This window comes from Pseudomonas sp. DL (genome assembly GCF_047199225.1).
Lineage (GTDB): Bacteria > Pseudomonadota > Gammaproteobacteria > Pseudomonadales > Pseudomonadaceae > Pseudomonas > Pseudomonas aeruginosa.
This window is the reverse complement of sequence record NZ_CP178323.1, coordinates 4023992-4050723: the sequence shown is the minus strand read 5'-3', so window position 1 is coordinate 4050723 and position 26732 is coordinate 4023992. Positions and strand designations below refer to the sequence as shown.

Annotated in this window: 22 protein-coding genes; 5 read left to right on the top strand and 17 right to left on the bottom strand. The window is 65.2% G+C overall.

Going from position 1 to position 26732, the window contains the following annotated elements:
• Positions 1-108: 108 nt before the first annotated feature.
• Positions 109-885, bottom strand: coding sequence for a DeoR/GlpR family DNA-binding transcription regulator (locus tag ACI766_RS18775; protein WP_003083169.1), 777 nt, complete (start codon positions 883-885; stop codon positions 109-111).
• A 346-nt stretch (positions 886-1231) separates the two neighbouring features.
• On the opposite strand from ACI766_RS18775, the gene eutH reads away from it, so the two are divergent.
• Together eutH and ACI766_RS18765 are read left to right on the top strand one after the other, a co-directional pair.
• Positions 1232-2467: an ethanolamine utilization protein EutH gene (eutH, locus tag ACI766_RS18770; protein ID WP_003083171.1), complete on the top strand. Its 1236-nt coding sequence runs from the start codon at positions 1232-1234 to the stop codon at positions 2465-2467.
• 59 nt (positions 2468-2526) lie between these two features.
• The gene (locus tag ACI766_RS18765) at positions 2527-2883 is read left to right on the top strand and encodes a DUF1937 family protein (RefSeq protein ID WP_003083172.1); all 357 of its coding nucleotides are present in this window, start codon (positions 2527-2529) and stop codon (positions 2881-2883) included.
• A gap of 81 nt (positions 2884-2964) precedes the next feature.
• Here ACI766_RS18765 and ACI766_RS18760 read toward each other — a convergent pair whose 3' ends face one another.
• The 10 genes from ACI766_RS18760 to gcl form a co-directional block, all read right to left on the bottom strand.
• The gene (locus ACI766_RS18760) at positions 2965-3963 is read right to left on the bottom strand and encodes a sulfate ABC transporter substrate-binding protein (protein ID WP_003087175.1); all 999 of its coding nucleotides are present in this window, start codon (positions 3961-3963) and stop codon (positions 2965-2967) included.
• 128 nt (positions 3964-4091) lie between these two features.
• The gene (gene muiA / locus ACI766_RS18755; protein ID WP_019681922.1) at positions 4092-5747 is read right to left on the bottom strand and encodes a mucoidy inhibitor MuiA; all 1656 of its coding nucleotides are present in this window, start codon (positions 5745-5747) and stop codon (positions 4092-4094) included.
• A 123-nt stretch (positions 5748-5870) separates the two neighbouring features.
• The gene (locus ACI766_RS18750; RefSeq protein ID WP_023086433.1) at positions 5871-6497 is read right to left on the bottom strand and encodes a hypothetical protein; all 627 of its coding nucleotides are present in this window, start codon (positions 6495-6497) and stop codon (positions 5871-5873) included.
• A complete protein-coding gene (locus ACI766_RS18745) occupies positions 6484-7335 on the bottom strand; it encodes an ion transporter (protein WP_003083179.1) in 852 nt (283 codons plus the stop codon). The genes ACI766_RS18750 and ACI766_RS18745 overlap by 14 nt, the downstream gene beginning before the upstream one ends.
• 65 nt (positions 7336-7400) lie before the next feature.
• The gene (locus ACI766_RS18740) at positions 7401-8315 is read right to left on the bottom strand and encodes an urea transporter (protein ID WP_023086432.1); all 915 of its coding nucleotides are present in this window, start codon (positions 8313-8315) and stop codon (positions 7401-7403) included.
• Positions 8316-8681: 366 nt separating this feature from the next.
• Positions 8682-10115, bottom strand: a complete 1434-nt coding sequence (gene pyk / locus ACI766_RS18735; protein ID WP_087823995.1) for a pyruvate kinase — start codon at positions 10113-10115, stop codon at positions 8682-8684.
• Position 10116: 1 nt separating this feature from the next.
• A complete protein-coding gene (locus ACI766_RS18730) occupies positions 10117-11382 on the bottom strand; it encodes a glycerate kinase (protein ID WP_023086430.1) in 1266 nt (421 codons plus the stop codon).
• A 296-nt stretch (positions 11383-11678) separates the two neighbouring features.
• The gene (locus ACI766_RS18725) at positions 11679-12569 is read right to left on the bottom strand and encodes a 2-hydroxy-3-oxopropionate reductase (protein ID WP_003118701.1); all 891 of its coding nucleotides are present in this window, start codon (positions 12567-12569) and stop codon (positions 11679-11681) included.
• A gap of 74 nt (positions 12570-12643) precedes the next feature.
• Positions 12644-13426 (bottom strand): hydroxypyruvate isomerase, encoded by a 783-nt coding sequence (hyi, locus tag ACI766_RS18720; RefSeq protein WP_003087181.1) that lies wholly within the window; start codon positions 13424-13426, stop codon positions 12644-12646.
• A gap of 95 nt (positions 13427-13521) precedes the next feature.
• Positions 13522-15297, bottom strand: coding sequence for a glyoxylate carboligase (gene gcl, locus ACI766_RS18715; RefSeq protein ID WP_023086429.1), 1776 nt, complete (start codon positions 15295-15297; stop codon positions 13522-13524).
• A 327-nt stretch (positions 15298-15624) separates the two neighbouring features.
• Here gcl and ACI766_RS18710 point away from each other — a divergent pair, with 327 nt between their 5' ends.
• The gene (locus ACI766_RS18710) at positions 15625-16056 is read left to right on the top strand and encodes a GlcG/HbpS family heme-binding protein (protein WP_003083199.1); all 432 of its coding nucleotides are present in this window, start codon (positions 15625-15627) and stop codon (positions 16054-16056) included.
• Positions 16057-16460: 404 nt separating this feature from the next.
• Here ACI766_RS18710 and ACI766_RS18705 read toward each other — a convergent pair whose 3' ends face one another.
• Positions 16461-17111 carry a TetR/AcrR family transcriptional regulator gene (locus tag ACI766_RS18705; RefSeq protein WP_003083201.1) on the bottom strand — a complete coding sequence of 217 codons (651 nt, stop codon included), beginning with the start codon at positions 17109-17111 and terminating at the stop codon, positions 16461-16463.
• Between the two features lie 234 nt (positions 17112-17345).
• Between ACI766_RS18705 and moaA the strand changes: the two genes are divergently transcribed.
• Both moaA and ACI766_RS18695 read left to right on the top strand, forming a co-directional pair.
• Complete coding sequence (moaA, locus tag ACI766_RS18700) at positions 17346-18341, top strand: GTP 3',8-cyclase MoaA (RefSeq protein WP_003083204.1); 996 nt, start codon at positions 17346-17348, stop codon at positions 18339-18341.
• 184 nt (positions 18342-18525) lie between these two features.
• Positions 18526-18855 carry a low molecular weight protein tyrosine phosphatase family protein gene (locus tag ACI766_RS18695; RefSeq protein ID WP_003145009.1) on the top strand — a complete coding sequence of 110 codons (330 nt, stop codon included), beginning with the start codon at positions 18526-18528 and terminating at the stop codon, positions 18853-18855.
• 91 nt (positions 18856-18946) lie between these two features.
• Here the strand turns inward: ACI766_RS18695 and ACI766_RS18690 are convergent, their stop codons facing one another.
• From ACI766_RS18690 to ACI766_RS18670, 5 genes are all read right to left on the bottom strand, one after another.
• The gene (locus ACI766_RS18690; RefSeq protein WP_003083208.1) at positions 18947-20314 is read right to left on the bottom strand and encodes a nucleobase:cation symporter-2 family protein; all 1368 of its coding nucleotides are present in this window, start codon (positions 20312-20314) and stop codon (positions 18947-18949) included.
• A 682-nt stretch (positions 20315-20996) separates the two neighbouring features.
• On the bottom strand, positions 20997-21257 hold the full coding sequence (locus ACI766_RS18685; protein WP_003083211.1) for a PAAR domain-containing protein: 261 nt from the start codon (positions 21255-21257) through the stop codon (positions 20997-20999).
• Between the two features lie 12 nt (positions 21258-21269).
• On the bottom strand, positions 21270-22412 hold the full coding sequence (locus tag ACI766_RS18680) for a T6SS immunity protein Tli4 family protein (protein WP_031628198.1): 1143 nt from the start codon (positions 22410-22412) through the stop codon (positions 21270-21272).
• On the bottom strand, positions 22409-24118 hold the full coding sequence (locus ACI766_RS18675) for an esterase/lipase family protein (RefSeq protein ID WP_023086427.1): 1710 nt from the start codon (positions 24116-24118) through the stop codon (positions 22409-22411). Before ACI766_RS18675 ends, ACI766_RS18680 begins: the two co-directional genes overlap by 4 nt.
• A complete protein-coding gene (locus tag ACI766_RS18670) occupies positions 24115-26643 on the bottom strand; it encodes a type VI secretion system Vgr family protein (RefSeq protein ID WP_023086426.1) in 2529 nt (842 codons plus the stop codon). The genes ACI766_RS18675 and ACI766_RS18670 overlap by 4 nt, the downstream gene beginning before the upstream one ends.
• Positions 26644-26732: the final 89 nt, after the last annotated feature.

Below are 26732 nucleotides of genomic sequence, written 5' to 3'. Positions count from 1 at the left end.
AATTTGTTGTTTTAATGTGGCAACTGAAAGAGAAACAGTCAATCGATTAATCGACGGGCAGCCACCGGCACAGCCCCGGCCTGTCTCCGGGGCTGCGCGCGAGGGGAGTCAGGCCTGCGGGGTGCGCAGGGGGGCTTCGTGGACTTCCACCCGCGCCTGTTGCAGGGCTTCCCAGAGTTCCCCGGTAGGCTTGCGGTCGACCACCAGGCGGTTGATCCGGCTCAGCGGGAAGACCTGGAACAGGGCGCGCCGGCCGAGCTTCGAGGAGTCGGCGATAACCGTCAGTTGGCGGGCCTGGGCGATCATGGCACGGGCGATCTCGGCTTCCTCGATGGAAAAATCCATGGCGCCATCGCCGTTCAGCGCGCCGACGGTGATCACCGCATGCTCGGCGTTGAACCGGGCGATCTGCTCGATGGCCAGGGCGCCGACGTTCTGTTCGGATTCCGGGCGGTACTCGCCGCCGATCATGAATGCACGGTTGCCGGAGGCGCCGACGCTGCCGGCGATCAACAGCGAGTTGGTGATCACCGTCAGATGGCTCTGGCGCGCCAGTTCGCGGGCGAACAGCAGGGTGGTGGTGCCGGTGTCGATGAAGATGCTGTCACCGGGCCCGAACAGGCCGGCGGCGTAGCGGGCGACTGCGCGTTTTTCCTGGGCGTGCTCGTTCATTCGCGTCTGGAAGGCGTTCTCGTGCTCGCCGCTGGGCGGCAGGGCGGCCCCTCCGTGGAATTTGCTGACCAGGCCTTGTTCGGCCAGCGCAGCGAGGTCGCGGCGAATGGTTTCCTGAGAGGTGGAAAGGGTCCGCGCCAGTTCGTCCACCGAGATCCGCTCGCGCTGGCGCAGCAATTCGAGAATGTGGCGGCGGCGTTCCTCGGGGCGCATCGTGTTCTCCCATGGGCCGCATCCTGGTGCGGCGATTGTTACCGTGAATCGCCCGGTAGCGCCTGGCGGCGCTGGGCGGAAGGGGGCGGGGCGAGGCTTTGCGCAGGCCCGGCGGAAAATCCCACAGGTCCGTAAGGCAGGTACGCTCTTGGATTGGCCGCCTACTTGACCGTATGGGTGACCAATTTAGGTAAAACGAACCTTCAAATCAACACGAAAACCAAATTGTGGCACGCGAAATGCGAGTGTTCGCTTCGGCGGAGCGACCGGCGTGGCCGGCCTCCCGACCAGACAACCAGAAGAACGCATCCCGCTACGGGAGCCTGCCGAGGGGAGAACGACGCAGATGGCCGAGTTCGGAAACTATGTGATTTACCTGATCATGCTGGGTGCGGTACTTGGCGCGCTGGCTTCCATCCTGCGCCCGGAAAGCGGTCTGGGCCGCGAGTTCGTCAACGGCATCCACGCCATCGGTCCGGTGTTCCTCGCCCAGGCCGGCATCATGGTAGCCATTCCCTATCTGTCGAAGGCGATTTCCCATGCCCTCGGCCCGTTCTTCCAGACCCTCGGTTCCGACGTATCCATCGCCGCGCTGTCGATCATCGCGGTGGACATGGGCGGCTACCAGTTGGCCGATGCCCTGACCGCCAACCGCGACATGTGGATTACCGCCATGCTGGTGGGCTACACCTCCGGCGCGACCATCGTCTACCTGATCCCGGTCGGCCTGACCATGCTCGAGCGCAAGGACCACAAGTACCTGGCGCTGGGGGCGATGGCCGGGTTGATCAGCATTCCGTTCGCGGTGCTGGCGGCGTTGCTGCTGATTACCCTCAACCACATCCCGGTGCGCGAACTGGTATCGACCGGTTCGCCGGCCCTGCACTACCTGTCGCTGGACTTCCTCGACATGCTTCGGCTGCTGGCGCCGCTGTTCGTCTTCTGCTTCCTGCTGGCCGCCGGCCTGAAGTACCGGGCGACGGCGATGGTCACCGGGTTCCTGGTATTCGGCAAGGTGATGGACGCGTTCATCAAGATGGCCCTGGCGCTTTCCATCGTCCAGCACTTCACCGGAGTCTTCACCAAGGTCTTCGGCGGCTGGGGCTTCGACCCGATGTTCGCCGACGAGAAAGAGTTGTTCCGCGCCATCGAGATCGCTGGCTACATCGGCATCATGCTGGCCGGGACCTTCCCCATCTGCTACCTGTTCCAGCGCTACTGCAAGCGCCCGATGGCGGTCCTCGGCCGTTACCTGGGGCTGTCCCAGCCGGGCGCCACCGCCTTTGTCATGGTACTGGCGAACATCATCGCCACCTACCACCTGTTCAAATACATGAATGCTCGCGACAAGGTGCTTTGCGTGGCCCTGGGCGTCTGCGCCCAGGCCACCATCGGCGATCACCTGGCATTCACCGCCAACTTCCAGCCGACGCTGATCCTGCCGATCCTGCTCGGCAAATTGTTCGGCGGCCTGCTGGCGGTATTCATCGCCATCCGCATCTCGGTGCCTGCCGCCGAGCGCTATGCGCGGCAGGAGCAGGAGCATGACGAGGCGGAAAAAAGCGCCCTGCACGCAGCCTGAAACATCCCCCGACGAGCGCCGCGAGCCATCGCGGCGTCGCTTTCCGCAACGAGGTAACCATGCGCAAGATATTCCTAGCCTGTCCCTACAGCCATGCCGACGCCGAGGTGGTCGAGCAGCGCTTCCGTGCCTGCAACGAGGTCGCGGCGACCATCGTCCGCGCCGGCCACGTGGTATTCAGCCAGGTCTCCATGTCCCACCCGATCAACCTGTGCCTGGCCGAGCTCGACCGCGCGGCGATCGGCAGGTTGTGGGCGCCGGTGGACGCCTTCTACATGGATCACCTGGAAGAGCTGATCGTCCTCGACCTGCCGGGCTGGCGAGACAGCGCCGGCATCCGCCGCGAGATGGAGTTCTTCGAGGCCGGCGGACAGCGGGTCAGCCTCTGGTCCGAGGTGGAGCACGAGTTTCGCTGAGGCGGCAGTGGCTGAACTGCAAGCCGAATGAAAAAGCCGGAAGCGCGAGCGCTTCCGGCTTTTTCGTCAAGCGGCGAGGGATCAGTTGGGGCTGTAGATCTGGTCGAATACGCCGCCGTCGATGAAGTGGGTCTTCTGCACGCTGCGCCAGTCGCCGAAGGTCTTCTCCACCGAGAAGAAGTCGACTTTCGGGAAGCGGTCGGCGAACTTGGCGAGGATCTCCGGGTTGCGCGGGCGCAGGTAGTTGTTGGCGGCGATGGTCTGGCCCTCGTCCGACCACAGGTACTTCAGGTAGGCCTCGGCCTGGGCGCGGCTGCCTTTCTTCTCGACCACCTTGTCGACCACCGCCACGGGGGGCTCGGCCTCGGCGGACACGCTCGGGTAGACCACCTCGAAGCCGCCTCGGCCGAATTCGCGGGCGATCATCTCGGCTTCGTTCTCGAAGGTCACCAGTACGTCGCCGATCTGGTTCTGCATGAAGGTAGTGGTGGCGGCGCGGCCGCCGGTGTCGAGCACCGGTACCTGCTTGAACAGCTTGCCGACGAATTCCTTGGCCTTGTTCTCGTCACCGCCGTTCTTCAGCACGTAGCCCCAGGCGGAGAGATAGGTATAGCGGCCGTTGCCGGAGGTCTTGGGGTTCGGCACCACTACCTGGACGCCGTCCTTGAGCAGGTCCGGCCAGTCCTTCAGGGCCTTGGGGTTGCCCTTGCGAACGATGAACACGGTGGCCGAGGTGAACGGCGCGCTGTTGTTCGGCAGGCGGGTCGCCCAGTCCTTCGGCACCAGGCCGCCGTTGTCGGCGAGGGCGTCGATGTCGGTGGCCTGGTTCATGGTGATGACGTCGGCGGGCAGACCGTCGATCACCGAGCGCGCCTGCTTGCTGGAACCGCCATGGGACATCTGGATGGTGATGTTCTCGCCTTTCTCCGCTTTCCAGTATTTCTGGAAGGCCGGGTTGTATTCCTTGTAGAAGTCGCGCATCACGTCGTAGGAGACGTTGAGCAGGGGCTGGGCGGCGTGAGCGGCGCCGCCGAGCGCCAGGCCGGCGGCCAGCAGGGAGGCGCTGAACAGTCGTTTCACAGGGCAGTTCCTTTGGGCATGTTGTAGTGGCTCGACTATAACGTCGGGTTATATGCAGGGTAAATATCAAAAACTGCTTTGCTTATTACCCGCTCGAGCCTATGCCGCGGCCGGCGCTTTGGCCAGCGCTAGTCGAGGCCGCTGACCGCCAGGTCCTTGGGATACTCCACGCTGAACTTCAGGGTGGCGCTGCGTTTCTCGCCGGGTTGCAGGGTCCAGTCCCACTTCAGCTTGCCGTCGTCCTCGCGCTTGATTTCCTGCGCCTTGGGTTCCAGCAAGGTGACCTGGATCTGCTCGTTGCGCGAGACCGGCAACTGGTCCTCGAACTGCACGCGTTCGGCGTTCTTGTGGTTGTTGCGCACGTCGATGCGGAATTCGTAGTTGACCCGCGTGCGGTTGCCGATCAGGCCGCTGCTGTCGGTGTAGCGCTTGACCAGCTTGCGTTCGATGCCGATGCCCTCGTCGGCGCCCAGTGCCAGTTCGAAGCTTTCCCCGGGCATCACCCCGCGCAGATGGCCGCTGGCGACGAAGCTGTTGCCGAGAAAGGTATTCAGGGTGCCGGGGAGCAGCGGGTAGTCGCTGTCGTTGCGGGTTTCCGCCTCCAGGTAGGCGGTTTCGCGCAGGGCCGGGGCCGCCAGGTAGCGCAGCTTGGCCGGCATTTCCAGGCGGGCGATGGTGACCTTCTGCGCGCTGCCGTCGCTGTTCAGGGTCGCCGGCACGGGGATGTGGAAAGAGGCGCTGGCGGCTCCGCTGCTGACCTCCGCGGTGGCGAGCCGCGCCTCGGCCAGCTTCGGCGCCGGGGCCGGCATGGCCATCTTCGCCGAGGTCCTGGCGATGGGCGCGGCTTGCGGCATGGGCGCCGGAGCGTCCTGCATGGCCATCTCGGCACCGTAGTAGGCGTTGGGCGCGTCGATGTCGACGATCCAGGGATTCAGCCGCGGTACGTTGCCGCCCAGGGCCGGACGGGCGGTGGAGAGGGTCAGGTCGATGTCGGTCCAGTCTTCGCCGCTGCTCTGCCGGACCAGGCCCTGGTAGGTCAGTTCGATGGTCTTCGCGCCGTCGCGCAGGCGCGCGTCGTAGGTCGGCTGCCAGGAGGCGTCGCGCAGGGTGTAGTCGAGCTTCACCTCGACCTGTGCCGGTTGCTCCAGGGCGACCCGCAGGACCGCGCGCTTGAAGCGCTTGCCGTCGCCGTTGAGGGTGCCGCGCTGCTCCTGCAACTGCTGCTTGCGCTGTTCCAGTTCGGCGGCGCGGTCGTCCAGCTGGCGCTGCTCGGCGAGCAGGCGTTCGAGGTTGCCTTCGGTCAGTTGCAGCAGGCTCTTCAGCTCGTCGATGCCGGGCATGGGGCGATCCTTGCCGGGCTGGGTGCTGCCGCTCTGGATGTCGGCGAGGAACTTCTTCTGCGCTTCGAGCACGCTGCCGCGGTCATGGATTTCCCGCAGTTGCCGGTCTATCTCGCGCAGTTGCTGGTCGAGTTGCTGCACACGGTTGTCGTCCGGGCGCTCGACCCGTTGCGCGGCGCTGCTGACGTCGAGCAGGGTGGCGGCGGCGCTGGCGCCGAGGGACGCGCGCAGGCTGGCGTCGTCGAGCTGGAAGGGCAGTTGCTCCAGGGCGATCTCATGCTGGCCCTTGGGCAATTGCAGGCGGGCGGTGCGGGTGACCACGGCACGGTCGGCGTAGACGGTGACCGCGCTGATGCGGCTGTCGACCGCTTGTGGCGCGGCCAGCAACGGAGCGCTGGCGAACAGGCCGGCGAACAGGAGCGGAGAGGCGGCGAGTCGATTCACGATATCTCTTCCTTGGGCGGATGGAGGGGCGAGGAACCCGTGCGTGCGGTTCCTTCCTGCTGCCTGAGACGCAAGCACGGCGAAAGACGGGTTAAGCGGCGCGAAGAAATTTTCCCGTGCGGCTCAGGCCGGCTGTTCCAGGCGCTCCAGGGCACCGCGCAGGTTGGCGCGGGCGGCGGCCTCCCAGCGCTGCCGCAGCGGTTCGCAGTGGTACAGCGCCGGTTGCTCCAGCAACTGGCGCAGCAACTTGCCGCGCCCGGCGCGGAACAGCGGTTCCGGCACCCAGGCGTATTCGGCGCGGACGTCCGCCTCGTAGCGTGCGTAGACCGGCGCCGGCGCGGCCAGGATGGCGAGGTCGAGATCCACCACCAGGGCTGCGTCGGCGTCTCCCGGCGGTGCCTGGTGACAGGTGGCCATGATCAGTTCGCGCAGGGCCGGCCGCAGCGCCGCCAGCCCGGCCTGGTCGAGCCAGCGCTCGGTGCTGGCGGCGCTGGCGGCCTCGTTGTCCTGGCGCTGGGTGTCGTAGACCAGGTCGTGGGTCCACAACGCCAGCTCCACCAGGTCCGGCCGCCGCGCCAGTTGGCGCCAGCGGTCGAAGTGCTCCAGGCAGGCGAGGATGTGGCGATCGCCGTGGTAGTGCCGGTCGGCCCCGCCATAGGCCGCCAGCAGCGCGTCGAAGGCATCCGCCGGCGGGTTGCCGCCGAGTCGCTGCCAGAGGGCGTCCCAGCGCTGCCGGTCAAGACTTCCCATGGCTGCCTTCCTCGCGAGGGAACAACGGGTTGCCGCAGCGGCAGCAGAATGCCGCCTGCACTTCGTGGGTCGCCTTGCGGCACACCGGGCAATCCCGCTGCAACAGGTTGGCCGGGTCCTGGCGCATCGCGGTGGCGAGTTCGGCGGTGAAGATCCCGGTGGGCACCGCGATGATCGAGTAGCCGGTGAGCATCACCAGGCTGGCGATGGCCTGGCCGAGCGGGGTCTTCGGGGTGATGTCGCCGAAGCCGACCGTGGTGAGGGTGACGATCGCCCAGTAGATGCCGCGGGGGATGCTGGTGAAACCGTGCTCCGGGCCTTCGACCACGTACATCAGCGCGCCGAACACGGTGACCAGGGTCATCACGGTGAGGAAGAACACGATGATCTTCTGCTTGCTGCCGCGCAGGGCGGTGAGCAGGAAATTGGCCTGGCTCAGGTACTGGCGCAGCTTGAGCACGCGGAAGATCCGCAGCATGCGTATCACCCGGACGATCAGCAGGTACTGGGCGTCGGGGTAGAGCAGGGCGAGGAAGCCGGGGAGGATCGCCAGCAGGTCGACCAGGCCGTAGAAGCTGAAGGCATAGCGCAGCGGCTTGGGCGAGCAGTACAGGCGCAGCAGGTATTCCACCAGGAAGATGCCGGTGAAGCCCCATTCGATGTAGGCCAGCAGGTCGCCGTAGTCCTGGTGGATCTCGTCGATGCTGTCGATCATCACTACCAGCAGGCTGGCCAGGATCACCAGCAGCAGCGCGCTGTCGAAGCGCCGGCCGTCGCGGGTGTCGGTCTGGAAGATGACGATGTAGAGGCGTTCGCGCCAGCTGTCGGGTGCGCTCATCGTGGCTCCTGATGATGGATGCGGCACCTTACCAGACTAGCCCGCCGGCGCCAGCGTTCCCCCGCTCAGGAGCGTCGCCGGCCGAGGCGCGCGCCGAGGCTGCCGGCCAGGCGCAGGTACAGGCGCTCGCCGCCGATGCAGAGCAGGCAGGCGAGGATGAACGGTGCGGTCAGAGCCGGCAGGCCGAGCAGGCCGAACAGCGGTTGCAGCGCCACCGCCAGGCCCATGCCGAGCAGTGGCGGCCAGACGCTGCGGTAGCGCAAGGCCAGGGCCAGCCCGGCAAGGGCGGCGTTCAGGCCGTAGAACCCGGCGAGCGCGCTCGCCCAGTCGTAGCCCAGCAGCCAGGCCAGCGGCAGGCTGGCCGCGGCGCCGGCGAGGGCCCAGGCGGCCGAGGGACGCGAGACCAGCAGCAGGCCGAGCCAGACCAGCAGCCCTGCCAGCGGTTCACCGAGGAAGATGATCTCGCCGATCCCCTGCGCTAGCGCCGCCAGCTCCGCCGTGCCGCTCCAGGCGCAGCTGAAGCAGCCGCCATGGGTCGCCGGGGCCAGGCCTAGCCAGGCGCCGAGGGGCACCAGCCACCAGCCGTTGAGGACGAAGCCCAGGGTATAGGGCGGTAGCCAGCGGCGTCGGCGCAGCCCATGCAGGAACAGGCGCTGCAACGCCACGCTGGCCAGGCAGCCGAGCGCTACCAGCGACACCAGTCCCGGCGACCAGGCGAAGCGGAATGCCAGCAGCATGCCGATCAGCACGGCGTTGTAGCCGTACAGCCCGGCCTCGATGTCGCTGTCGGCGCAACGCAACAGGCGCGCCAGCAACGGGCCGAGGGCGCCGCCAAGGAGGGCGCCGGCGAGCAGCGGCGGCGCGCCGACGGCGATCGCCAGCAGGCAGGCCAGGCCCAGGCGTGGGTCGCCCTGGAGGAACACCTGGCTGATGCCGCGCAGGAGGATTCGGGATGCATTGAGGAGAGGTTGCAGGGGCATGGCGGTCAGCGCGGCAAGGGCCGCTCGGCAGGCACGGAGATGCCAGGCCTGCGCGAGGGGCGGGGGTGGTAATTGTAGGGCCGGTAGCGGAGGCGACGCACCCCGGACGAGAAGGCCAGGCGAGGGTCATGCATGCAGGGCGTTCCAAGAAGAAAAAAAGACCTCCGGCAGGAGTTGAACCGGAGGCCTTGAATGTCCATGGCCTGCATGGGAGTGCGCGAGGGAGGCCATGGTCCGACAAGAAGGTCTTTCCCGGATGGATGGAGACGCGGCCCCGTATTTCCGGCCCCATCCATCCGAGAGAGACAAGGGTGGCCCGACCCGCATGCCCGGGGGGACAGAGCGGGCCGGACCGAACTCGTTGCTTCAGAGGCCTCCCAGCGGCGGCGCCACGGTCTCGATGCGCAGCATGTTGGTCGAGCCGGGGCGACCGAACGGCACGCCGGCGGTGACCACCACGGTGTCGCCGCGGCGCGCCATGCGCTGGGCCAGGGCGATGTCGAGGGCGGTCGAGCAGATCTCGTCGACGTGCGCCAGTTGCTCGTTGACCACCGAATACACGCCCCAGGCCACGGTCAGTCGCCGCGCGGTGCGCAGGTTCGGGGTCAGGCTGAGGATCGGCGCCTTGGGCCGCTCGCGGGCGGCGCGCAGGGTCGAGTTGCCCGACTCGGTGTAGTTCACCAGCACCGCCACCGGGAGGATCCGGCTGACCCGGCGGATCGCGCAGCTGATCGCATCGGAGACGGTAGCGTCGGGCTGCGGACGGTTGACCTCGAGCTGGACGTGGTAGTCCGGCTCGGCCTCCACCTGGCGAACGATCTTCGCCATCATCTCTACCGCCTCGCGAGGATATTGCCCGGAGGCGGTTTCCGCCGAGAGCATCACCGCGTCGGCACCGGCGCCCACCGCGGTGGCTACGTCGGTCACCTCGGCGCGGGTGGGGGCGGGGGAGAAGCGCATCGACTCAAGCATCTGGGTAGCCACCACCACCGGCTTGCCGAGCTGGCGGCAGACCTGGACGATGCGTTTCTGGATGCCCGGCACGCTCTCCGCCGGCACCTCTACGCCGAGGTCGCCGCGCGCCACCATGATCGCGTCGGCGCGCTCGGCGATCGCCTCGATGGCGCTCACCGCGCTGGGCTTCTCGATCTTGGCCATGAGGAAGGCCTTGTCGCCGATCAGCCCACGGGCCTCGTCGATGTCCTCCGGGCGTTGCACGAAGGACAGCGCCACCCAGTCGACCCCCAGTTCCAGGCCGAAGGCCAGGTCGCGGCGGTCCTTGTCGGTCAGCGGGCTGAGTTGCAGCACCGCTTCCGGCACGTTGACGCCCTTGCGATCGGACAGCTCGCCACCCACCGCCACGCGGGTCTCGATGGCGTCGCTGTGGCAGTTGACCACTTCCAGGCGGATCTTGCCGTCGTCCAGCAGCAGGCTCATACCCGGCTCCAGGGCATGGATGATCTCCGGATGCGGCAGGTTGACCCGCCGCTCGTCACCGGGGTCGTCGCTGAGGTCGAGGGTGAAGGTCTGCCCGCGCTGCAATTGCACGGCACCGGCGGCGAAGCGGCCGACTCGCAGCTTCGGACCCTGCAGGTCCATGAGCACGCCGATCGGGTAGTTCAGTTCCGCTTCCACCTCGCGCACCCAGGCGAAGCGCTGCCCGTGATCGGCGTAGTCGCCGTGGCTGAAGTTCAGGCGGAACAGGTTGGCGCCGGCCTCCACCAGGGCACGGATATCGTCGCGGCTGCGGGTGGCCGGGCCGAGGGTGGCGAGGATCTTGGCTTTCTTGTCGGCTGTCATGTCAGGACTCGAGGATGAGAATGGCGCGGAAGTCGTTCACGTTGGTGCGGGTCGGTCCGGTCACCAGCAGGTCGCCGAGGGTCTGGAAATAGCCGTAGCCGTTGTTGTCGTCGAGCTCGTCGCGGATTTTCAGCCCGGCCTTTTCGCCGCGCGCATGGGAGCAGGGCGTCATCAGCGCGCCGGCGTTGTCTTCCGAGCCGTCGATGCCGTCGGTGTCGCCGGCCAGGGCCCAGATGTTCGGTTCGCCCTTTAGCTCGGCGGTGAGGCTGAGGAGGAACTCGGCGTTGCGTCCGCCGCGACCGTTGCCGCGCACGGTGACGGTGGTCTCGCCGCCGGAGAGGATCACGCAGGGCGCCGCCAGCGGCTGGCCGTGCTTGCGGATCTGCCGGGCGATGCCGGCGTGGACCTTGGCGACTTCCCGCGCTTCGCCCTCCAGGTCGCCGAGGATCAGCGTCGAGAAGCCGGCCGCGCGGCACTTCACCGCTGCTGCGTCGAGGGCGTTCTGTGGCGTGGCGATCAACTGGAAGTGGCTGCGCGCCAGGCACGGGTCGTCGGGCTTGACGGTTTCCGAGCGCGGGTCGGCGAGCCAGTCGAGGACGTTCTGCGGCACGTCGATGGCGTAGCGCCTGAGGATCGCCAGGGCGTCGGCGGAGGTGGTCGGGTCGCCGACGCTGGGGCCGGAGGCGATCACCGTGGCCTCGTCGCCGGGAACGTCGGAAATCGCGTAGGTAAAGACGCTGGCCGGCCAGCAGGCCTTGGCCAGGCGACCGCCCTTGATCGCCGAGAGGTGCTTGCGCACGCAGTTCATCTCGCCGATGGCGGCGCCGGACTTGAGCAGCGCCTTGTTCACCGCCTGCTTGTCCGCCAGGCCAATGCCTTCGGCAGGCAGCGAAAGCAGTGCGGAGCCGCCGCCGGAGAGAAGGAAGATCACCCGGTCGCTCTCGTTCAGGCCGCTGATCAGTTCCAGCACGCGACGGGCGACGCGCTCGCCGGCGTCGTCGGGCACCGGATGGGAGGCTTCCACCACCTCGATGCGACTGCATTGCGCGCCGTAGCGGTAAGGCGCCACTACCAGGCCCTGGATCTCGCCCTGCCAGTGCTTCTCCACCACTTCGGCCATGGCTCCGGCGGCCTTGCCGGCACCGATGACGATGGCGCGCCCGCTGCGATCTTCCGGCAGGTGGTCGGCCAGCACCTGGTAGGGATGGCCGGCTGCCACCGCGGTATTGAACAGCTCGGTGAGAAAGGCGCGTGGATCGGTACTCATGACAGGCTCCGAATTTCTTGTTGTCGTGCCGCCGGTCGGACCGGCGGTCGCAGCGTCGTCGACGCTTCCATTCCGCAGCACCCGCGCCGGCGGGAACTGGGGAATGGAAGCGAGGCGCCCGGACGCAGAGGCCGTGAATCTCCCGGCCGGGCGTTCGCTTCCTTTACCCCGCCTTGTGGGCGGGGAAGGAAGAGGGCGGCGGCGAACACCGGAGTTCGCCGACCGTTCCTCTCCCCGAGCCCTTCGAAAAGGGGTTCGTCGCTCCGCGCGGGGTGACGGCCCGCGCGGACTGCGGATCACTCGTCGCGGATCGAGAAGTTGGCCATGTGCTCCAGGCCCTTGATCAGCGCCGAGTGGTCCCAGTTACTGCCGCCGATGGCCGCGCAGGTGCTGAACACCTGCTGGGCGTTGGCGGTGTTGGGTAGGTTCAGGTTCAGCTCGCGGGCGCCGGCCAGGGCCAGGTTTAGGTCCTTCTGGTGCAGGCTGATGCGGAAGCCCGGGTCGAAGGTGCCCTTGACCATGCGTTCGCCGTGTACCTCGAGGATCCGCGAGGAGGCGAAGCCACCCATCAGCGCCTCGCGCACCTTGGCCGGATCGGCGCCGTTGCGGGCGGCGAACAGCAGGGCCTCGGCGACCGCCTGGATGTTCAGCGCGACGATGATCTGGTTGGCCACCTTGGCGGTCTGGCCGTCGCCGTTGCCGCCGACGCGGGTGATGTTCTTGCCCATCGCCTGGAACAGCGGCAGGGCGCGTTCGAAGCTGTTCGGGCAGCCGCCGACCATGATGCTCAGGGTCGCCGCCTTGGCGCCGACCTCGCCGCCGGAGACCGGGGCGTCCAGGTACTGCGCGCCGGTAGCCTTGATCTTCTCGGCGAAGCCCTTGGTGGCGGTGGGGGAGATCGAACTCATGTCGATCACCACCTTGTTCGGGCCGACGCCCTCGGCGATACCGTCCTTGCGGAACAGCACATCCTCGACCTGCGGGGTGTCCGGCACCATGACGATGATGAACTCGGCTTCCTGGGCCACTTCCTTCGGGTTGGCCAGGGCAATGGCGCCGGCCTCCAGCAGGTCGGCCGGAGCGGCGTCGTGGTGGGTGGAAAGGAACAGGCTGTGGCCGGCCTTCTGCAGGTTCTGCGCCATGGGCTTGCCCATGATTCCGGTGCCGATGAATCCGATCTTGGCCATGAGAGTGTCTCCTGGTTCTGTCTGTCGAGTGGCTCCGCGCAGGGAGGCGGGAGCGTCTTGTTCGTGGGTGCGGATCAGACGACGTTGTGCGTCTTCATCCAGCCGAGGCCGGCTTCGGTGGTGGTGGCCGGCTTGTACTCGCAGCCGATCCAGCCCTGGTAGCCGATGCGGTCCAGGTGCTCGAAGAGGAAGCGGTAGTTGATCTCGCCGGTGCCCGGTTCGTGGCGGCCGGGGTTGTCGGCGAGTTGCACGTGGTTGATCGCCGCCAACTGGTTTTCCAGGGTGCGGGCCAGGTCGCCTTCCATGATCTGCATGTGATAGATGTCGTATTGCAGGAACAGGTTGGCGCTGCCGACCTTGTCGCGGATCTCCAGGGCCTGGCGGGTGTTCTGCAGGTAGAAGCCGGGGATGTCGAGGGTGTTGATCATCTCCATGACCAGGCGGATGCCTGCGGCTTCCAGCTTGTCGGCGGCGTAGCGCAGGTTGTCGACGAAGGTCTTCTCGACGCTGGCGCAGTCGTGCCCCTGCGGCCGGATCCCGGCGAGGCAGTTCACCTGGCGGTTGCCCAGCACCCTGGCGTAGGCGATGGCCTTGTCGACCCCCTCGCGGAACTCCTGGACCCGATCCGGGTGGCAGGCGATGCCGCGCTCGCCCTTGGCCCAGTCGCCGGCCGGCAGGTTGAACAGCACCTGCTCCAGGCCGTTGGCTTCCAGGCGGGCCTTGATCGCCTCGGCCTCGACGTCATAGGGGAAGAGGTACTCGACGCCGGCGAAGCCGGCCTTGGCGGCGGCGTCGAAGCGTTCGAGGAAATCCACCTCGGTGAACAGCATGGACAGGTTGGCGCAGAAACGGGGCATGTCTTGCTCCTATCGTTCGGTCAAACGTTCGGGAGGCCTTTCGCCGGGGGCGGGGTGCCGCACGCACCGTCCGCGCCTCCGGGAAAGGACGGCGATCAGTCGAGCAGCGAGATGGCGGTCGGCGCGTCGGCGCCTTTCTCGGCCAGTTCCTCGAACTCGTTGATGGCGTTGATCTCGGTACCCATGGAGATGTTGGTGACGCGCTCCAGGATCACCTCGACCACCACCGGCACCTGGTGCTGTTGCATCAGTTCGCGGGCCTTGGCCAGGGCGGCGCCGATCTCGTTCGGGTCGAACACCCGGATCGCCTTGCAGCCCAGGCCCTCGACCACCGCGACGTGGTCGACGCCGTAGCCTTCCAGCTCGGGGGCGTTGATGTTGTCGAAGGCCAGCTGCACGCAATAGTCCATGTCGAAGCCGCGCTGCGCCTGGCGGATCAGGCCCAGGTAGGAGTTGTTCACCAGTACGTGGATATAGGGCAGCTTGAACTGCGCGCCGACCGCCAGTTCCTCGATCATGAACTGGAAGTCGTAGTCGCCGGAGAGCGCCACCACCTGGCGGCTCGGGTCGGCCTTGACCACCCCCAGCGCGGCGGGAATGGTCCAGCCCAGCGGGCCGGCCTGGCCGCAGTTGATCCAGTGGCGCGGTTGGTAGACATGGAGGAACTGTGCGCCGGCGATCTGCGACAGGCCGATGGTGCTGACGTAGCAGGCATCCTTGCCGAAGAACTCGTTCATCTCTTCGTAGACGCGCTGCGGTTTCACCGGCACGTTGTCGAAGTGGGTCTTGCGCTGCAGCGTGCGTTTGCGCTGCTGGCAGCTTTCCAGCCAGGCGGCGCGCGACTTCAGCTTGCCGGCGGCCTTCCATTCGCGGGCCACTTCGAGGAATGCGTCGAGGGCGGCGCCGGCGTCGGAGACGATGCCCAGGTCGGGCATGAACACCCGGCCGATCTGGGTCGGTTCGATGTCGACATGGATGAAGCGGCGACCTTCGGTATAGACCTCGACGCTGCCGGTGTGGCGGTTGGCCCAGCGGTTGCCGATGCCGAGCACCAGGTCGGACTCCAGCAGGGTGGCGTTGCCGTAGCGGTGCGAGGTCTGCAGGCCGACCATGCCGGCCATCTGCGGGTGGTCGTCGGGGATTACGCCCCAGCCCATCAGGGTCGGGATCACCGGGATGCCGGTCAGCTCGGCGAATTCGCGGAAGCGCTCGGCGGCGTCGGCGTTGAAGATGCCGCCGCCGGCCACCAGCAGCGGGCGCTCGGCTTCGTCGAGCATGGCCAGGACCTTCTCGGCCTGGACCCGGGTGGCCTTCGGCTTGCTCACCGGGAGGGGCTCGTAGGCGTCGATGTCGAACTCGATCTCGGCCATCTGTACGTCGAACGGCAGGTCGATCAGTACCGGGCCGGGCCGGTCGCTGCGCATCAGCTGGAAGGCCTTCTGGAATACATAGGGGACCTGGGCCGGTTCCAGCACGGTGGTCGCCCACTTGGCCACCGGCGCGGCGATGCTGGAGATGTCGACCGCCTGGAAGTCTTCCTTGTGCAGGCGGGCGCGCGGTGCCTGGCCGGTAATGCAGAGAATCGGGATGGAGTCGGCGGAGGCGGAGTAGAGGCCGGTGATCATGTCGGTGCCGGCAGGGCCGGAGGTGCCGATGCAGACGCCGATGTTGCCGGCCTTGGTACGGGTGTAGCCCTCGGCCATGTGCGAGGCGCCTTCGACGTGACGGGCCAGGACATGGTCGATGCCGCCGATCTTCTTCAGCGCGGCGTACATGGGGTTGATCGCGGCACCGGGGACGCCGAACGCGGTATCCATGCCTTCGCGGCGCATCACCAGTACGGCGGCTTCGATTGCTCTCATTCTGGCCATCGTTTTGTTCCTCGTTCTTATACTAATTGTGTACAAAAGTTGGAACGATTCTAGGCAGAGGGGGAGCGCAAGGTCAAGATGGGTTGTATACGCTTGAAAAAGCCGCTGAAATCCATTTTTTCATAATAAAAACAATTAGTTGTAATGCTTGTTAGCAGGCTTATAAAACCAGCGTTTGAAAAAATGTATACAAAATTATATTCATATTGTTCTGGAATGTTGCTTTCGTAGGGCCGGTCGGCTACTAGATTGGGTACAAATTTCGAACGCGCCCGCATAGCGGGTGGTTTCCCGATTTCTAGCCTTAACAACTCGAGAGGAACGACCATGACCACCATCAGTCTGGAAACCGCGCTGGGCATTACCCGCCAGGCGCTGGCGGTGGGGCGCGAGCTGTCCACCGCGCCCCTGACCATCGCGGTGCTCGATGCTGGCGGCCACCTGGTGGCGCTGCAGCGCGAGGACGGCGCCAGCATGCTGCGACCGCAGATCGCCATCGGCAAGGCCTGGGGCGCCGTGGCCCTGGGCAAGTCGTCGCGGCTGCTGGCGGCGGATGCACAGCAGCGGCCTTCGTTCATTTCTGCGGTGAACACCCTGGCCCATGGCAATCTGGTTCCGGCGCCGGGCGGGGTGTTGATTCGCAACGACAAGGCAGAGGTGGTCGGCGCGGTCGGTATCAGCGGCGATACCTCGGATATCGACGAGCAATGCGCGATCCAGGGCGTGCTGGCGGTCGGGCTGGTGCCCGACGCCGGTTGAGCTTGCGGCCCGCTCACCAGGACCGGGCCTTCGCTCCCTTCTTCAGGTGGCGTACGCCGCCATCCACCAGGCTCTCCGTGCCATACCTGCAGCGGGGCTCGTTCGAGGCCAGGAATAGCGCGGCACTGGCGATCTCCAGCGGCTCCCCCAGGCGTCCCGGCCAATCTTCTCCCTCAGCGCCTGGGTGGCCTCGACATCGGTAGCGGCTTTGTCCAGCGCTGGCGTCCGGGTCGGTCCCGGGTTCAGGGCGTTGACCCGGATACCGCGCTCGAGCAACTCCGCCGATAGCGTCCAGGCGAGGTGTATGCGGAGCTGCCGCCGCGGGTCGAATACCGCGTCACGCCGCTCGGTGCGAAGCCGGCGCTGGGGCGGGGGCGGCACGTGATTGAGCGCGCCGCGGCGGGTCAGAGCGGCAGCGGCCGAAGCCGGCCGGTGCTCTTGCCGGATTGCCCGTCGGGCGTGCAGCCTTTCAGGACCAGGCGGGTGATGGTTTCCACCGCAGCGTCGTAGTCGGCGTCGCTGAGCTGTTCCTTGCCGGTGACGATGGAAATCTGCCAATCGAAGTCGGCATAGGTCTGGGTCGCCGCCCAGATGGCGAAGAGCAGGTGATGCGGGTCCACCGGGGCGAGCTGGCCACGGTCGATCCAGGTCTGCAGGCAGGTGACGTTGCGCTGGGCCTGGGCGTTCAGTTCGTCGAGGTATTCCTTCGGCAGGTGCGGCGCGCCGTGCATGATCTCGCTGGCGAAGACCTTGGAGGCATGCGGCAGCTCGCGGGAGATGCGGATCTTCGAGCGGATGTAGGCGGGCAGGGCGAGCAGCGGGTCGTCTTCCACGCGGAACGGTGCCGACGCTTGCAGCAGCGGCTCGACGATGCTTTCCAGCACGCAGCGATAGAGGTTTTCCTTGGACTGGAAGTAGTAGTAGACGTTGGGCTTGGGCAGGCCGGCGCGGGCGGCGATGTCGCTGGTCTTGGTCGCCGCGAAGCCCTTGTCGGCGAATTCCTCGCTGGCGGCGCGGAGGATCAGGCGCTTGTTGCGCTCGCGGATGCTGGTCATCAGTCCTTGTTCTTCATTGCTGCAACGGCGGCAGGAAGCCGAGGATGGTAGCACCCGCCCGGAGCGCCCCTCAAGCAAGGTGCGAGCGAGGCGGAGGCCCGGGAAATCCTGACCCGCCGGTTCATTTGCCCTATACATTTTCCGGTATTTGGAGTATTCGTTAGGGGTATCGAGTCGCCCGCTCGCACTCACCCACCGAGCGCCGGGCGAGCCCCCGGAACAGAACGAGTCACTATGTCCGATTCCCGCCTGGTCGATCCCTTCGGCCGTCGCATCACCTACCTGCGCCTGTCGGTGACGGATCGCTGCGACTTCCGCTGCACCTACTGCATGAGCGAAGACATGCAGTTCCTTCCCCGCGACCAGGTCCTCAGCCTGGAGGAACTTTACGCGGTGGCCGACGCCTTCATCGGCCTCGGCGTGCGGCGCATTCGTATCACCGGCGGCGAGCCGCTGGTGCGCAAGGGCATCACCGGCCTGCTGGCACGCCTGGGGCAGCGTGCGGAACTGGAAGACCTGGCGATCACCACCAACGGTTCGCAACTGCGCGAGCGCGCCGCCGAGCTGAAGGCCGCCGGCGTCCGCCGCCTCAACGTCAGCCTCGACTCGCTGCAGCGCGAACGCTTCGCCGCCTTCACCCGTAGCGATCGCCTGGAGCAGGTGCTGGACGGCATCCAGGCGGCGCGCGAAGCCGGTTTCGAGCGGATCAAGCTGAACTGCGTGGTACAGAAGGGCCGCAACGACGACGAGATCCTCGACCTGGTCGAGTACGCCCTGGCCAACCAGTTGGACATCAGTTTCATCGAGGAAATGCCGCTGGGCAGCATCACCAGCCACCGTCGCGAACTGACCCTCTGCACCAGCGACGAAGTCCGCGCGATCATCGAGCGCCGCTGGCCGCTGACCCCGAGCCTGGCGCGCAGCGGCGGGCCGTCGCGGTATTACCAGATCGGCGACGAGCCCAGCCGGATCGGCTTCATCTCACCTCACAGCAATAATTTCTGCGGCGACTGCAACCGCGTGCGCGTCACCGCCGAGGGCAAGCTGGTGCTCTGCCTCGGCCACGAGGGGGCGCTCGACCTGCGCGAACTGCTGCGCAGCCATCCCGGCGACCGCGAGCGCCTGAGCGCGGCACTGGTGGCGGCGCTGAACCTGAAGCCGGAGCGGCATCACTTCGACGCCCAGGAGCAGGTCCAGGTGCTGCGTTTCATGAGCATGACCGGCGGCTGACGGTATCCTCCTGGGACGATGGCACCAACGGCGCCATCCGCCGCTTCCTCCCCCATGCCACCCGGGTGACCGTGTTCCGGCACGCACCGCTCGCTGCCCCGTCCCGGGAAAAGCGACGCGGCGCAACGCCGAAACGCGGCGAAGAAGTCATGCTACCTGCCGCGCCAGCAAAGGAAAGCCTCCCATGCACCGGGTCCTGTTCATCTGCAGCCGCAACCGCCTGCGTAGTCCCAGCGCCGAACGGCTGTTCGCCAACTGGCCGGGCGTCGAGACCGATTCCGCCGGGCTGGCGGCGGACGCCGAGACGCCCCTGGAGCGGGAGCAACTGGAGTGGGCGACGCTGGTCGTCGTCATGGAGCGCCGCCACCGGCAGGCGCTGCTGCGCCGGCACGCCGCGGCGATGAAAGGCAAGCGCCTGGTCTGCCTGGATATCCCGGACGACTACGCCTACATGCAGGCGGAATTGCTGCATCTGCTGGAGCGCAAGGCGGGGCCTTTCCTTCGGCGGGACTGAGTGGTGCGGACCGCGAGCGGAGAAAAAGAAGCCGGACGAAGTCCGGCCCGAGGGAAGGGCGGACCGGGAGTGTCGCCGGTCCGCCAGGGAGTCAGGAGTGCTTGGGCGCCGGCGCGTGGCTGCCGCACAAGTGGCTGCGGTCGTTGCGGCTGAGGATGTTGAACAGCAGGTTCAGCACCACCGCCCAGATCGCGGTCATGGCGATGCCGCTATGGGTGATCGGCTCCATCCAGACCGGCAGGCGGGCGAAGAAGTCCGGGCGCACCACCGGCACCATGCCCATGCCGATGCTTACCGCCACCAGCAACTGGTTGCGGCGGTCGGTGATGTTGGCCTCGTGGAGGATCTGGATGCCGCTGGCGGCGACCATGCCGAACATGGCGATGCCGGCGCCGCCGAGTACCGCCGGCGGGATCGAGGCGACCAGGAAGGCGGCCTTGGGCAGCATGCTGAGGAGGATCAGGAAACCGGCGGCGGCCACCGTGACGTAGCGGCTGCGCACCCCGGTCATCTGCACCAGGCCGATGTTCTGGGCGAACGAGGAATGGGTGAAGGTGTTCAGGAAACCGGCGAAGAACGAGGCGCCGGCGTCGCAGAGCAGGCCGCGGCGCAGTTCGGTCGGGGTGATCTCGCGGCCGGTGATCTTGCCCAGGGCGAGGAACATGCCGGTGGACTCGACGAAGATGATCACTACCACCAGGCACATCGACAGGATTGGCGCCAGGTCGAAGGTCGGCGCACCGAAGTGCAGCGGGGTGACGATGTCGAACCAGGGGCGCTCGGCCAGACCGCCGAGGTCGACCATGCCCATGCCGCCGGCGATCGCGTAGCCCAGGCCCATGCCCATCAGCACCGAGATGTTGACCCAGAAACCGCGCATGAAGCGGTTGATCAGGAGGATGGTGCAGAGCACCAGGCTGGAGAGGAACAGGAAGTGCAGGGAGCCGAAGTCTTCCGCGCCCTTGCCGCCGCCGGCCCAGTTGATCGCCACCGGGAACAGGCACATGCCGATCGAGGTGATCACCGTGCCGGTCACCAGCGGTGGGAAGAAACGCACGATGCGCGACATGAAGGGGGCGATGAGCATGCCGAAGAAACCGGCGGCGATGGTCGCGCCGAAGATCCCGGTGATGCCCACGCCGGGCATCCCGGCCATCGCCACCATGCTGCCGACGGCGGCGAAGCTGGCGCCCATCATCACCGGCATGCGGATGCCCATCGGGCCGATGCCCAGCGACTGGACCAGGGTGGCGATGCCGGCGACCAGCAGGTCGGCGTTGATCAGGAAGGCGATTTCCTCGCGCGAGAGGCCGGCCGCCTGGCCGACGATCAGAGGCACGGCGACGGCGCCACCGTACATCAGCAGCACATGCTGGAAGCCCACCAGCAGCAGCTGCGTCAGCGGCAGGCGCTGGTCTACGGGCGAGTCGGGGATGCGGCGATCAGTTACCACGGACATGCAACACCTCAGGCGTTTTTATTGTTGTCAGTCGCAGGCGGACACCGGAAAAGGCAGGTTCCGGCGGCCGGGTATTTCTGGCCGAACATCCACCCCAGGCTTCAGGGCGATGCGGTGGGGTGTTTTATATCCCCGTTGTGTGCTCGATTCAATCGATTTTTTGTATACAAAGTAATTTTTTGTAGTTGACCAATCGGTCTACTACAGGCTTTCCAGAGCTGCTTCCACTGTATCCATAGAACTGGCGCCGGCTACCCCCGGGACGCCCGGCGGTGTACGACATTGGTCGGATAGCCGACGTGCTCTAGCCGCTGGGAGTTTTCAGCGACCCCTACCTCAGTGGGCACAAGCCCGGTGCAGCAAGGCCTTGAACCCTGTCGCCCGGGATCAGCCATGGGTCTTTGCGGAACGCCTGCTTGCATTGGCGACTACAAGCAGCGACGTGCGCGAGAGCAACCGGCTATCTGAGCGCCAGTAGATCCTGGCGGCAATGGAGACGCTCAACGAGCAAAGAGAATGCCGCCAGCGCTTGCTGGAGTGCACAACGGCAGACTGGCCAAGGTGCCAAGGCTCTGGGCAGGTCATGCTGGACAAGAAGCCGGCGGAGTTTTCCTGAGCGTTCTATAGGAGAGGCACGAAGGAGGTCGCCGAAGTCTTTCGGCATATCGAACGTCCCCCTTTTTCAGTTTTCGGCAGCGCCCAACGGGCCACTGGCAATCAGGCTGGCACCACAAGCTGTTTTCATCCCATGTAGCGCGACCGGGACCCCATTCACATCCAGCAGGGCGCTACCTTCGGTAATGGGGAAGGTTCCCTTGCACAAGGGACAAACCACTTGGTGGCCTACACCGGCCATCGGCTTGCCGTTGAGGTCGGTCTGGCCGAACGCCTCAATCACCGTGCCTCCATGGCTGGTGGTGTCGCCAAGGCGAATGATGTCCATCGCGGGTTGCTCCTATAGGTCGTCCAGCCAGCTGTCTTTTGGCTTCAGGCTGGAGAGGAATTCCTCGTAGACATAGTGATCACCCAGCGTTTGGCCGCCAGGCGTAGCGGGTTTCGGAGCAGGGGAAGGACCGGCATTTCCGCCACGTGGCGATGAAGACGTCGGGCGCACGCGAATCGAATCGACAATGGTGTCCCACAGTTCCAATGCTTCTTTATCCGATTTGAAGGCAGGGGGCGGTGGTTTACCGTTTTCATTGCTGCGTTCCAGTACCGCCAGTCCCGCAGTAAGATTGGGCTCGGTTAGCGATTCCTCCTTGCCTTGAACCTCCCACATGAAGGTATAGCCGCGCTGCCCCTTATCGCTTCCCGCAACCAGATACTCCTCTCCGGGAAGGCTCCCGACAGGATGCTTTCCTTTTCTTAATGTTTCCATACCTGCAAACGTGGAGAGCATGTTTTGCACGAAGCCGTCGACTCGCTCAAGAAGGCTGTTTAGCTCAGCTCCCGTGGAGGAGCGGAATTCAAAGCGCGCGCCGGGGTGCTCAGGGAAAGTGACTCCCACTCCAAACCTCTCCACTTGAAAACTATCCCCTGCAATATAAGCGTGGTCGATGCAAAAGCCCGGCTCGCTGGGGATTTCTTTTGGCGCGCGAGAACGTAGATTTCGAGCTAAAGCCCTAGATATCTCCACAGCATGTTGCTCTCTGTCTACCGAAACTTTCCCTTTCCAACGATAGGCATGCCACGTAGGCTTAGATGTAACATAGGTATCCAATAAATAGGTTTTAGAGGCAACCTCTGAAGACCAAGACAATAAACCTACTGATTCATTGCCAAAGTCAATTTTACGAAGAAACATGTTACCTTTGGATTTATGTCTCTGAGTCCTCCACTCTTGTTCAAGACGATCAACCCTGGCTGCCAGTTCGGTAGGTTTATCATCTAAGTACTCAATTCTGTCTCCCCATAGGTAGTATCCGGCATTGATTACCGCGTCAGGTGGCAGATCAATCAGAAAGCGACCAAAGCAATGAGTAATCCATCCGGTCTTGTCCATGGAAGAGCTCCGAGAAGAAGAAAACGAAGTGCAACTGGTCATGCTGGTCAAGACCACCACTCCAAGTACAGCAAGCAACCGACGGGGATGCATCATGTCCCTCCTTTGTCATTAGGATGCCAATCCGCCAACTGGGTGATTTTGATCACCCCATATAGCGCTGCCCATTGAGCACGAGCATCGTTGTAACTCTCCTGGTGCTCATAGCCCCGTTTGGTATTGGCCTGTCCCTTGCCCTTGCTGCCATGCCGAAAGCTGGCCTTGACGCCCGCCAGGGCAGGCGCCTGGCCGGAGTCGGTCGGTACCGTTTCGTCACCTCCGCTACCGGAAGCGTCCAGAGGATTTCCCGTCTCCAGCGGACCCTGCGCTATGGTGGGCAAGCCCCGGCGGAACCAACTGTTGTAAGTGCCGTTCTCATCGTCGTTGAGTGTGGCACCGGGGGTCTCCAGAGGGGTAGGGTCACCCTTCCAGATCAGGTCGCGCCAACTATGGCGGCTATCGTCAGCTCCGTAATGGGCATAGGTCTCTGAGTGATATCCTGCTGCTGACAATTCACCATGAAAATTAGCAATGCTATCTATCAAGTCTTCAAAGTTATCACGGGGGCCAACTCTTAAACCTTCTTTTTTGTCTGACATGTCCAGATATTGTGAATTTTGCTCAGGCACCAATCCATACCACGTAGTGTTCTTGTATATCTCTTCATAAGGGTCCTGATTCTGCGGATAAGCCCGAGGCTTTCCATCGATATCCTTGAGCACCTGCCCCTGCGCGTCGCATAGAAACAGCCAGGGACGCCCTTCCCGGTATTCCGCGCTAGGGGCCAATTCCAGCGCGCCGGCCGAATTGGCGACAATGGCTGTCACTTCACCGGCATTTCGCCCCAGCACGACCTGTGCGATACCTTCATAGCCACAGCGCATATGATGGTAGATGGTCGAGGAACCTGTCGCAGGTTGTACGCCATGCACCACCCCCAATACGCGCTCATAGCCGTGCAACTGCGTCAGGGCGCGAGCCACCAGCCCTCCCATCGAATGGGTGACCAGAATGACTTTCATACGACTCACTTGCTCGGGATCGAGACCATGCTCCTTCTGGTAGAAAGGCAACACCGTGTTCTCGAGGTAGTCGCGTACATCCAGCGCCGACTGCCGGTTGGACTGTAGCCAGTTATAGCCGGCGCACCAGACATCGAACTGGTATCGGCTGGCCCTGAGCAATTCCTCTTCATCGATCGGCCCAACCTTTCCCTGCTCCTCACCCTGATCTCCAGGAGGAGAGAGGGCTTCGTCATTCCACCATGCCTGGAGTTCCCGCCGGCTGACGATGTTATCCAGTCGCCTCTCCATTAATCCCATGACCGGGTTATACGCACTGCGCATGACCTTGCCCCAGCCGCGCAGGCGGGCAGCTTCTTCGGACAAACCAGATTGACCGACATCGATCGTACCCTGGTCATCGACTTCTACTTGCTCAGCCTTCAGGAGCTCCTGACGGGCCTTTGGACCCCTCCAGGCCCAAGTCCACAACGCACCGATGGAGGCAAACAGGTCATCCATGGGCCACAGACCATTCGGCGGCCTCCAGACCTCGCTTTTATCTGCCTTGTTGCGCAGGTTGGTTCCCATGATCCCCGGAATGAAGATCACCGGCAGGGGAGCGGTCTGCCGAATCAGTGCCACCTTTTCGCTCTGGTTGTCGGTACGGGTCAACTGCGCCTTGTAGACAGGCCGTCCCAGACTGTCGCGAGAGCGAGGGATGATCACATCCTGATTCGGCTCGAGCGGTTCGCTGCTCATGTGTTGGACTCCGTGTCGCTGTTGTGACTGCCCTTGCCCAGGATGCGTATCTGCACCGGGTCCATGGCCAGGTGTTGTTGCTTGGGTAAACGGCCCTGGCTGTCGGTCATCAGTTTCACCACACCACCATCGCCTCGTATCACTTCAACGGCGATATTGGGTAACGGCTCCAGCGTGGCTTCGTCGCGCAGGACATATCGGTCATCGAACGGTGTCGAATCCCAGGCGTTGAAGCTGGTCGATGCATGAGCGGGACCGACATGACTGTGCTTCGCCGCCTTGACCACGAAGTTGCCGGGCATGCCCAGCTCGATGTTGCCGCCCTTGAGGGTCAGGTAGGCGCCGCCGCACATCAGGGTGATGTGCTCCTTCGCGGTGACCAGCACGTGCTGCTGGCTGGCGCTGACCTCCACGCTCTGCTCGGCTTCCAGGCGGATGTCGTTCTTCTGCGCCTGCAGCAGCATCGGCCCCTGGTGGGTGATCTGGCGCAGCTCGCCGCCCTGGGCGAACAGGCCGATGTCGCTGCCGGCGTTGATCACCACCTTCTGCCCGGCGGTCACCTGCTGGTTCTGCCGGGCCACGCTGTCGACGTGCTCGCCGGCGGCCAGGGTCAGGCTCGCCGGCGTCGCCGCAGCGATCCCTGCCGGACCGCTCAAGGCGATCGCCGGCTTGCCTCCGTTGCTCTTGCCGGACTCGTCGTTGGCACCGTGGCCGAGGTCGCGCACGGCTTCCTGGAGGGTTTGCTGCGGCGCCGCGTCGTGCCCCACGCCCTGGTGCTCCCCGGCGTAGTCGCCCAGCTCGCGGGCCAGCTCCAGCGCCGCCTCCAGCACCTGCACCACGACGCCTCGGTCGAGATGGCCGGCGCCGGCCCTGAGCTGCTCCTCGGTGCTCAGCAGCAGCCCCTTGGCCGCACGCACCGCGCCATGTTCGTCGGTGCGCAGTTCGAAGCCCTCGCCGCGCGGCTTGCCGCCTTCGGGCCGAGGATGGGTCAGGTAGCCCAGGTGCAGCGCGCTGGCACCGTGGTCGCTCATCAGCGCCGCACTGATCTGCGCCGTGGTGTCGTCGATGCGCAGCTCGTTGGCCCGGCTGCCCTTGTACTCCTTGCTCTTGATGGTGCTGAGGATCTTGTGGTCGGGCAGCGCGTAGGGCGGCCGGTTGGTCGCCCGGTAGGTACGCCCGGTGACGATCGGCTGGTCGCAGTCGCCGTCCAGGTAATCGACGATCACCTCCTGGCCAATCCGCGGGATCGCCATGTGTCCCCAGTCGGCACCCGCCCAGTTCTGCGCGACCCGTATCCAGCAGGTACTGAACTCATCGTGACGTCCCTCGCGATCCCAGGGGAACTGGACTTTCACCCGTCCCCACTCGTCGCAATGGATCTCTTCCCCTGCCGGGCCGACTACCGTCGCGATCTGCGGACCATCGATACGCGGCCGAGGCAGCGGTGCGGGACGCCATTCGACGTCCTCGGGCACCAGTTCGGCGCGCAGGTCGTAGCTCACCCCCAGAGGGGCGTCGGCGGACTCTTCCTCCTGGCCGGCATACTGGGTGCCGCGATGGACCACCCGCACCGGCCGCCACCAGGCGTTGAAGTCGGCACGCGGATGACCTTCCAGGGCAAAGGCGTGGCCCGGGATCAGCCGCGGGTCGTCGCCGCTGACCGATGCCACCCGTGCATCGCGCCGATGTCCTCTGAGGCGGCTTTCGCTGAAAGGCCGGCCGGCGCCGCTCCGCTTGTAGCGACCGGGGTAGTCGTAGCGCTCGTAGGACGAGTCCTGATGCTCGAGCGCCTCGCCAGCGAGATGATGCTCCTGGTCGTAGGTCGGGCGCTTGAAGCTGTAGTCCCGCTGGGTCTGTCGAGCCGTACGAACATTTTCGCTGTAGCGGAAAGAATGAAGCACCGGCTGCGGGTTGTCGCCCTCCGGCTGGGCGCTGAACAGTACCGGGCCGCCGACGATACGCTCCTGGACGTAGAGCCGGTCGCTGCAGACCAGGGTGTGGCGGTGTTCGTCGAAGCGGAAGTAGTAGACCAGGCCTTCCTCGAAGGCCAGCCGGTCGTGCAGGTAGTGATCGCTGTCGCCGGCCTGCACGCAGTATTCGCGTGGCAGGTGCTCGTGGTAGATACGCTGTTCGTAGTCGAGCACCCGGTGCTCCTTGAGCAGCGCCTGGAGAATCTCCGGAACACTCTTCTCCTGGAATATCCGCCAGTTGCAGCACAGCTCCAGGCGCGCCAACTGCGGTTCCAGCAGCAGTTCGTAGCGGGTCCGGCGAAAACCCGAGCTGCCCTGGGTGAAGTGGCTGACGATGCCATGGACGTAGCGGGCCGGACGGCCCTCCTGCCAGAGGGTGAAGGTGCCCGGCTGGTCGAGTACCTGCCTGAAATCGATGGCGTTCTTGTCGCTGGCCAGCTTCAGGTTCAGGCGGAAAGGCTCGCAGAGCGCTTCTTCCAGTTCGAACTCGACGACATCGAACGCGAGTTTCCCTTCGCCGACGACGAAGGTGAATTTCAGGTCCCTTTGACGCATGGATCGTTCCTTGTTCCTGGCGGGCGGTTCCTCCCCCATCCGTTGGAGAAGCGAGCCCCACGTTACTCTTGCTCAGCCGCTGCCGAAAG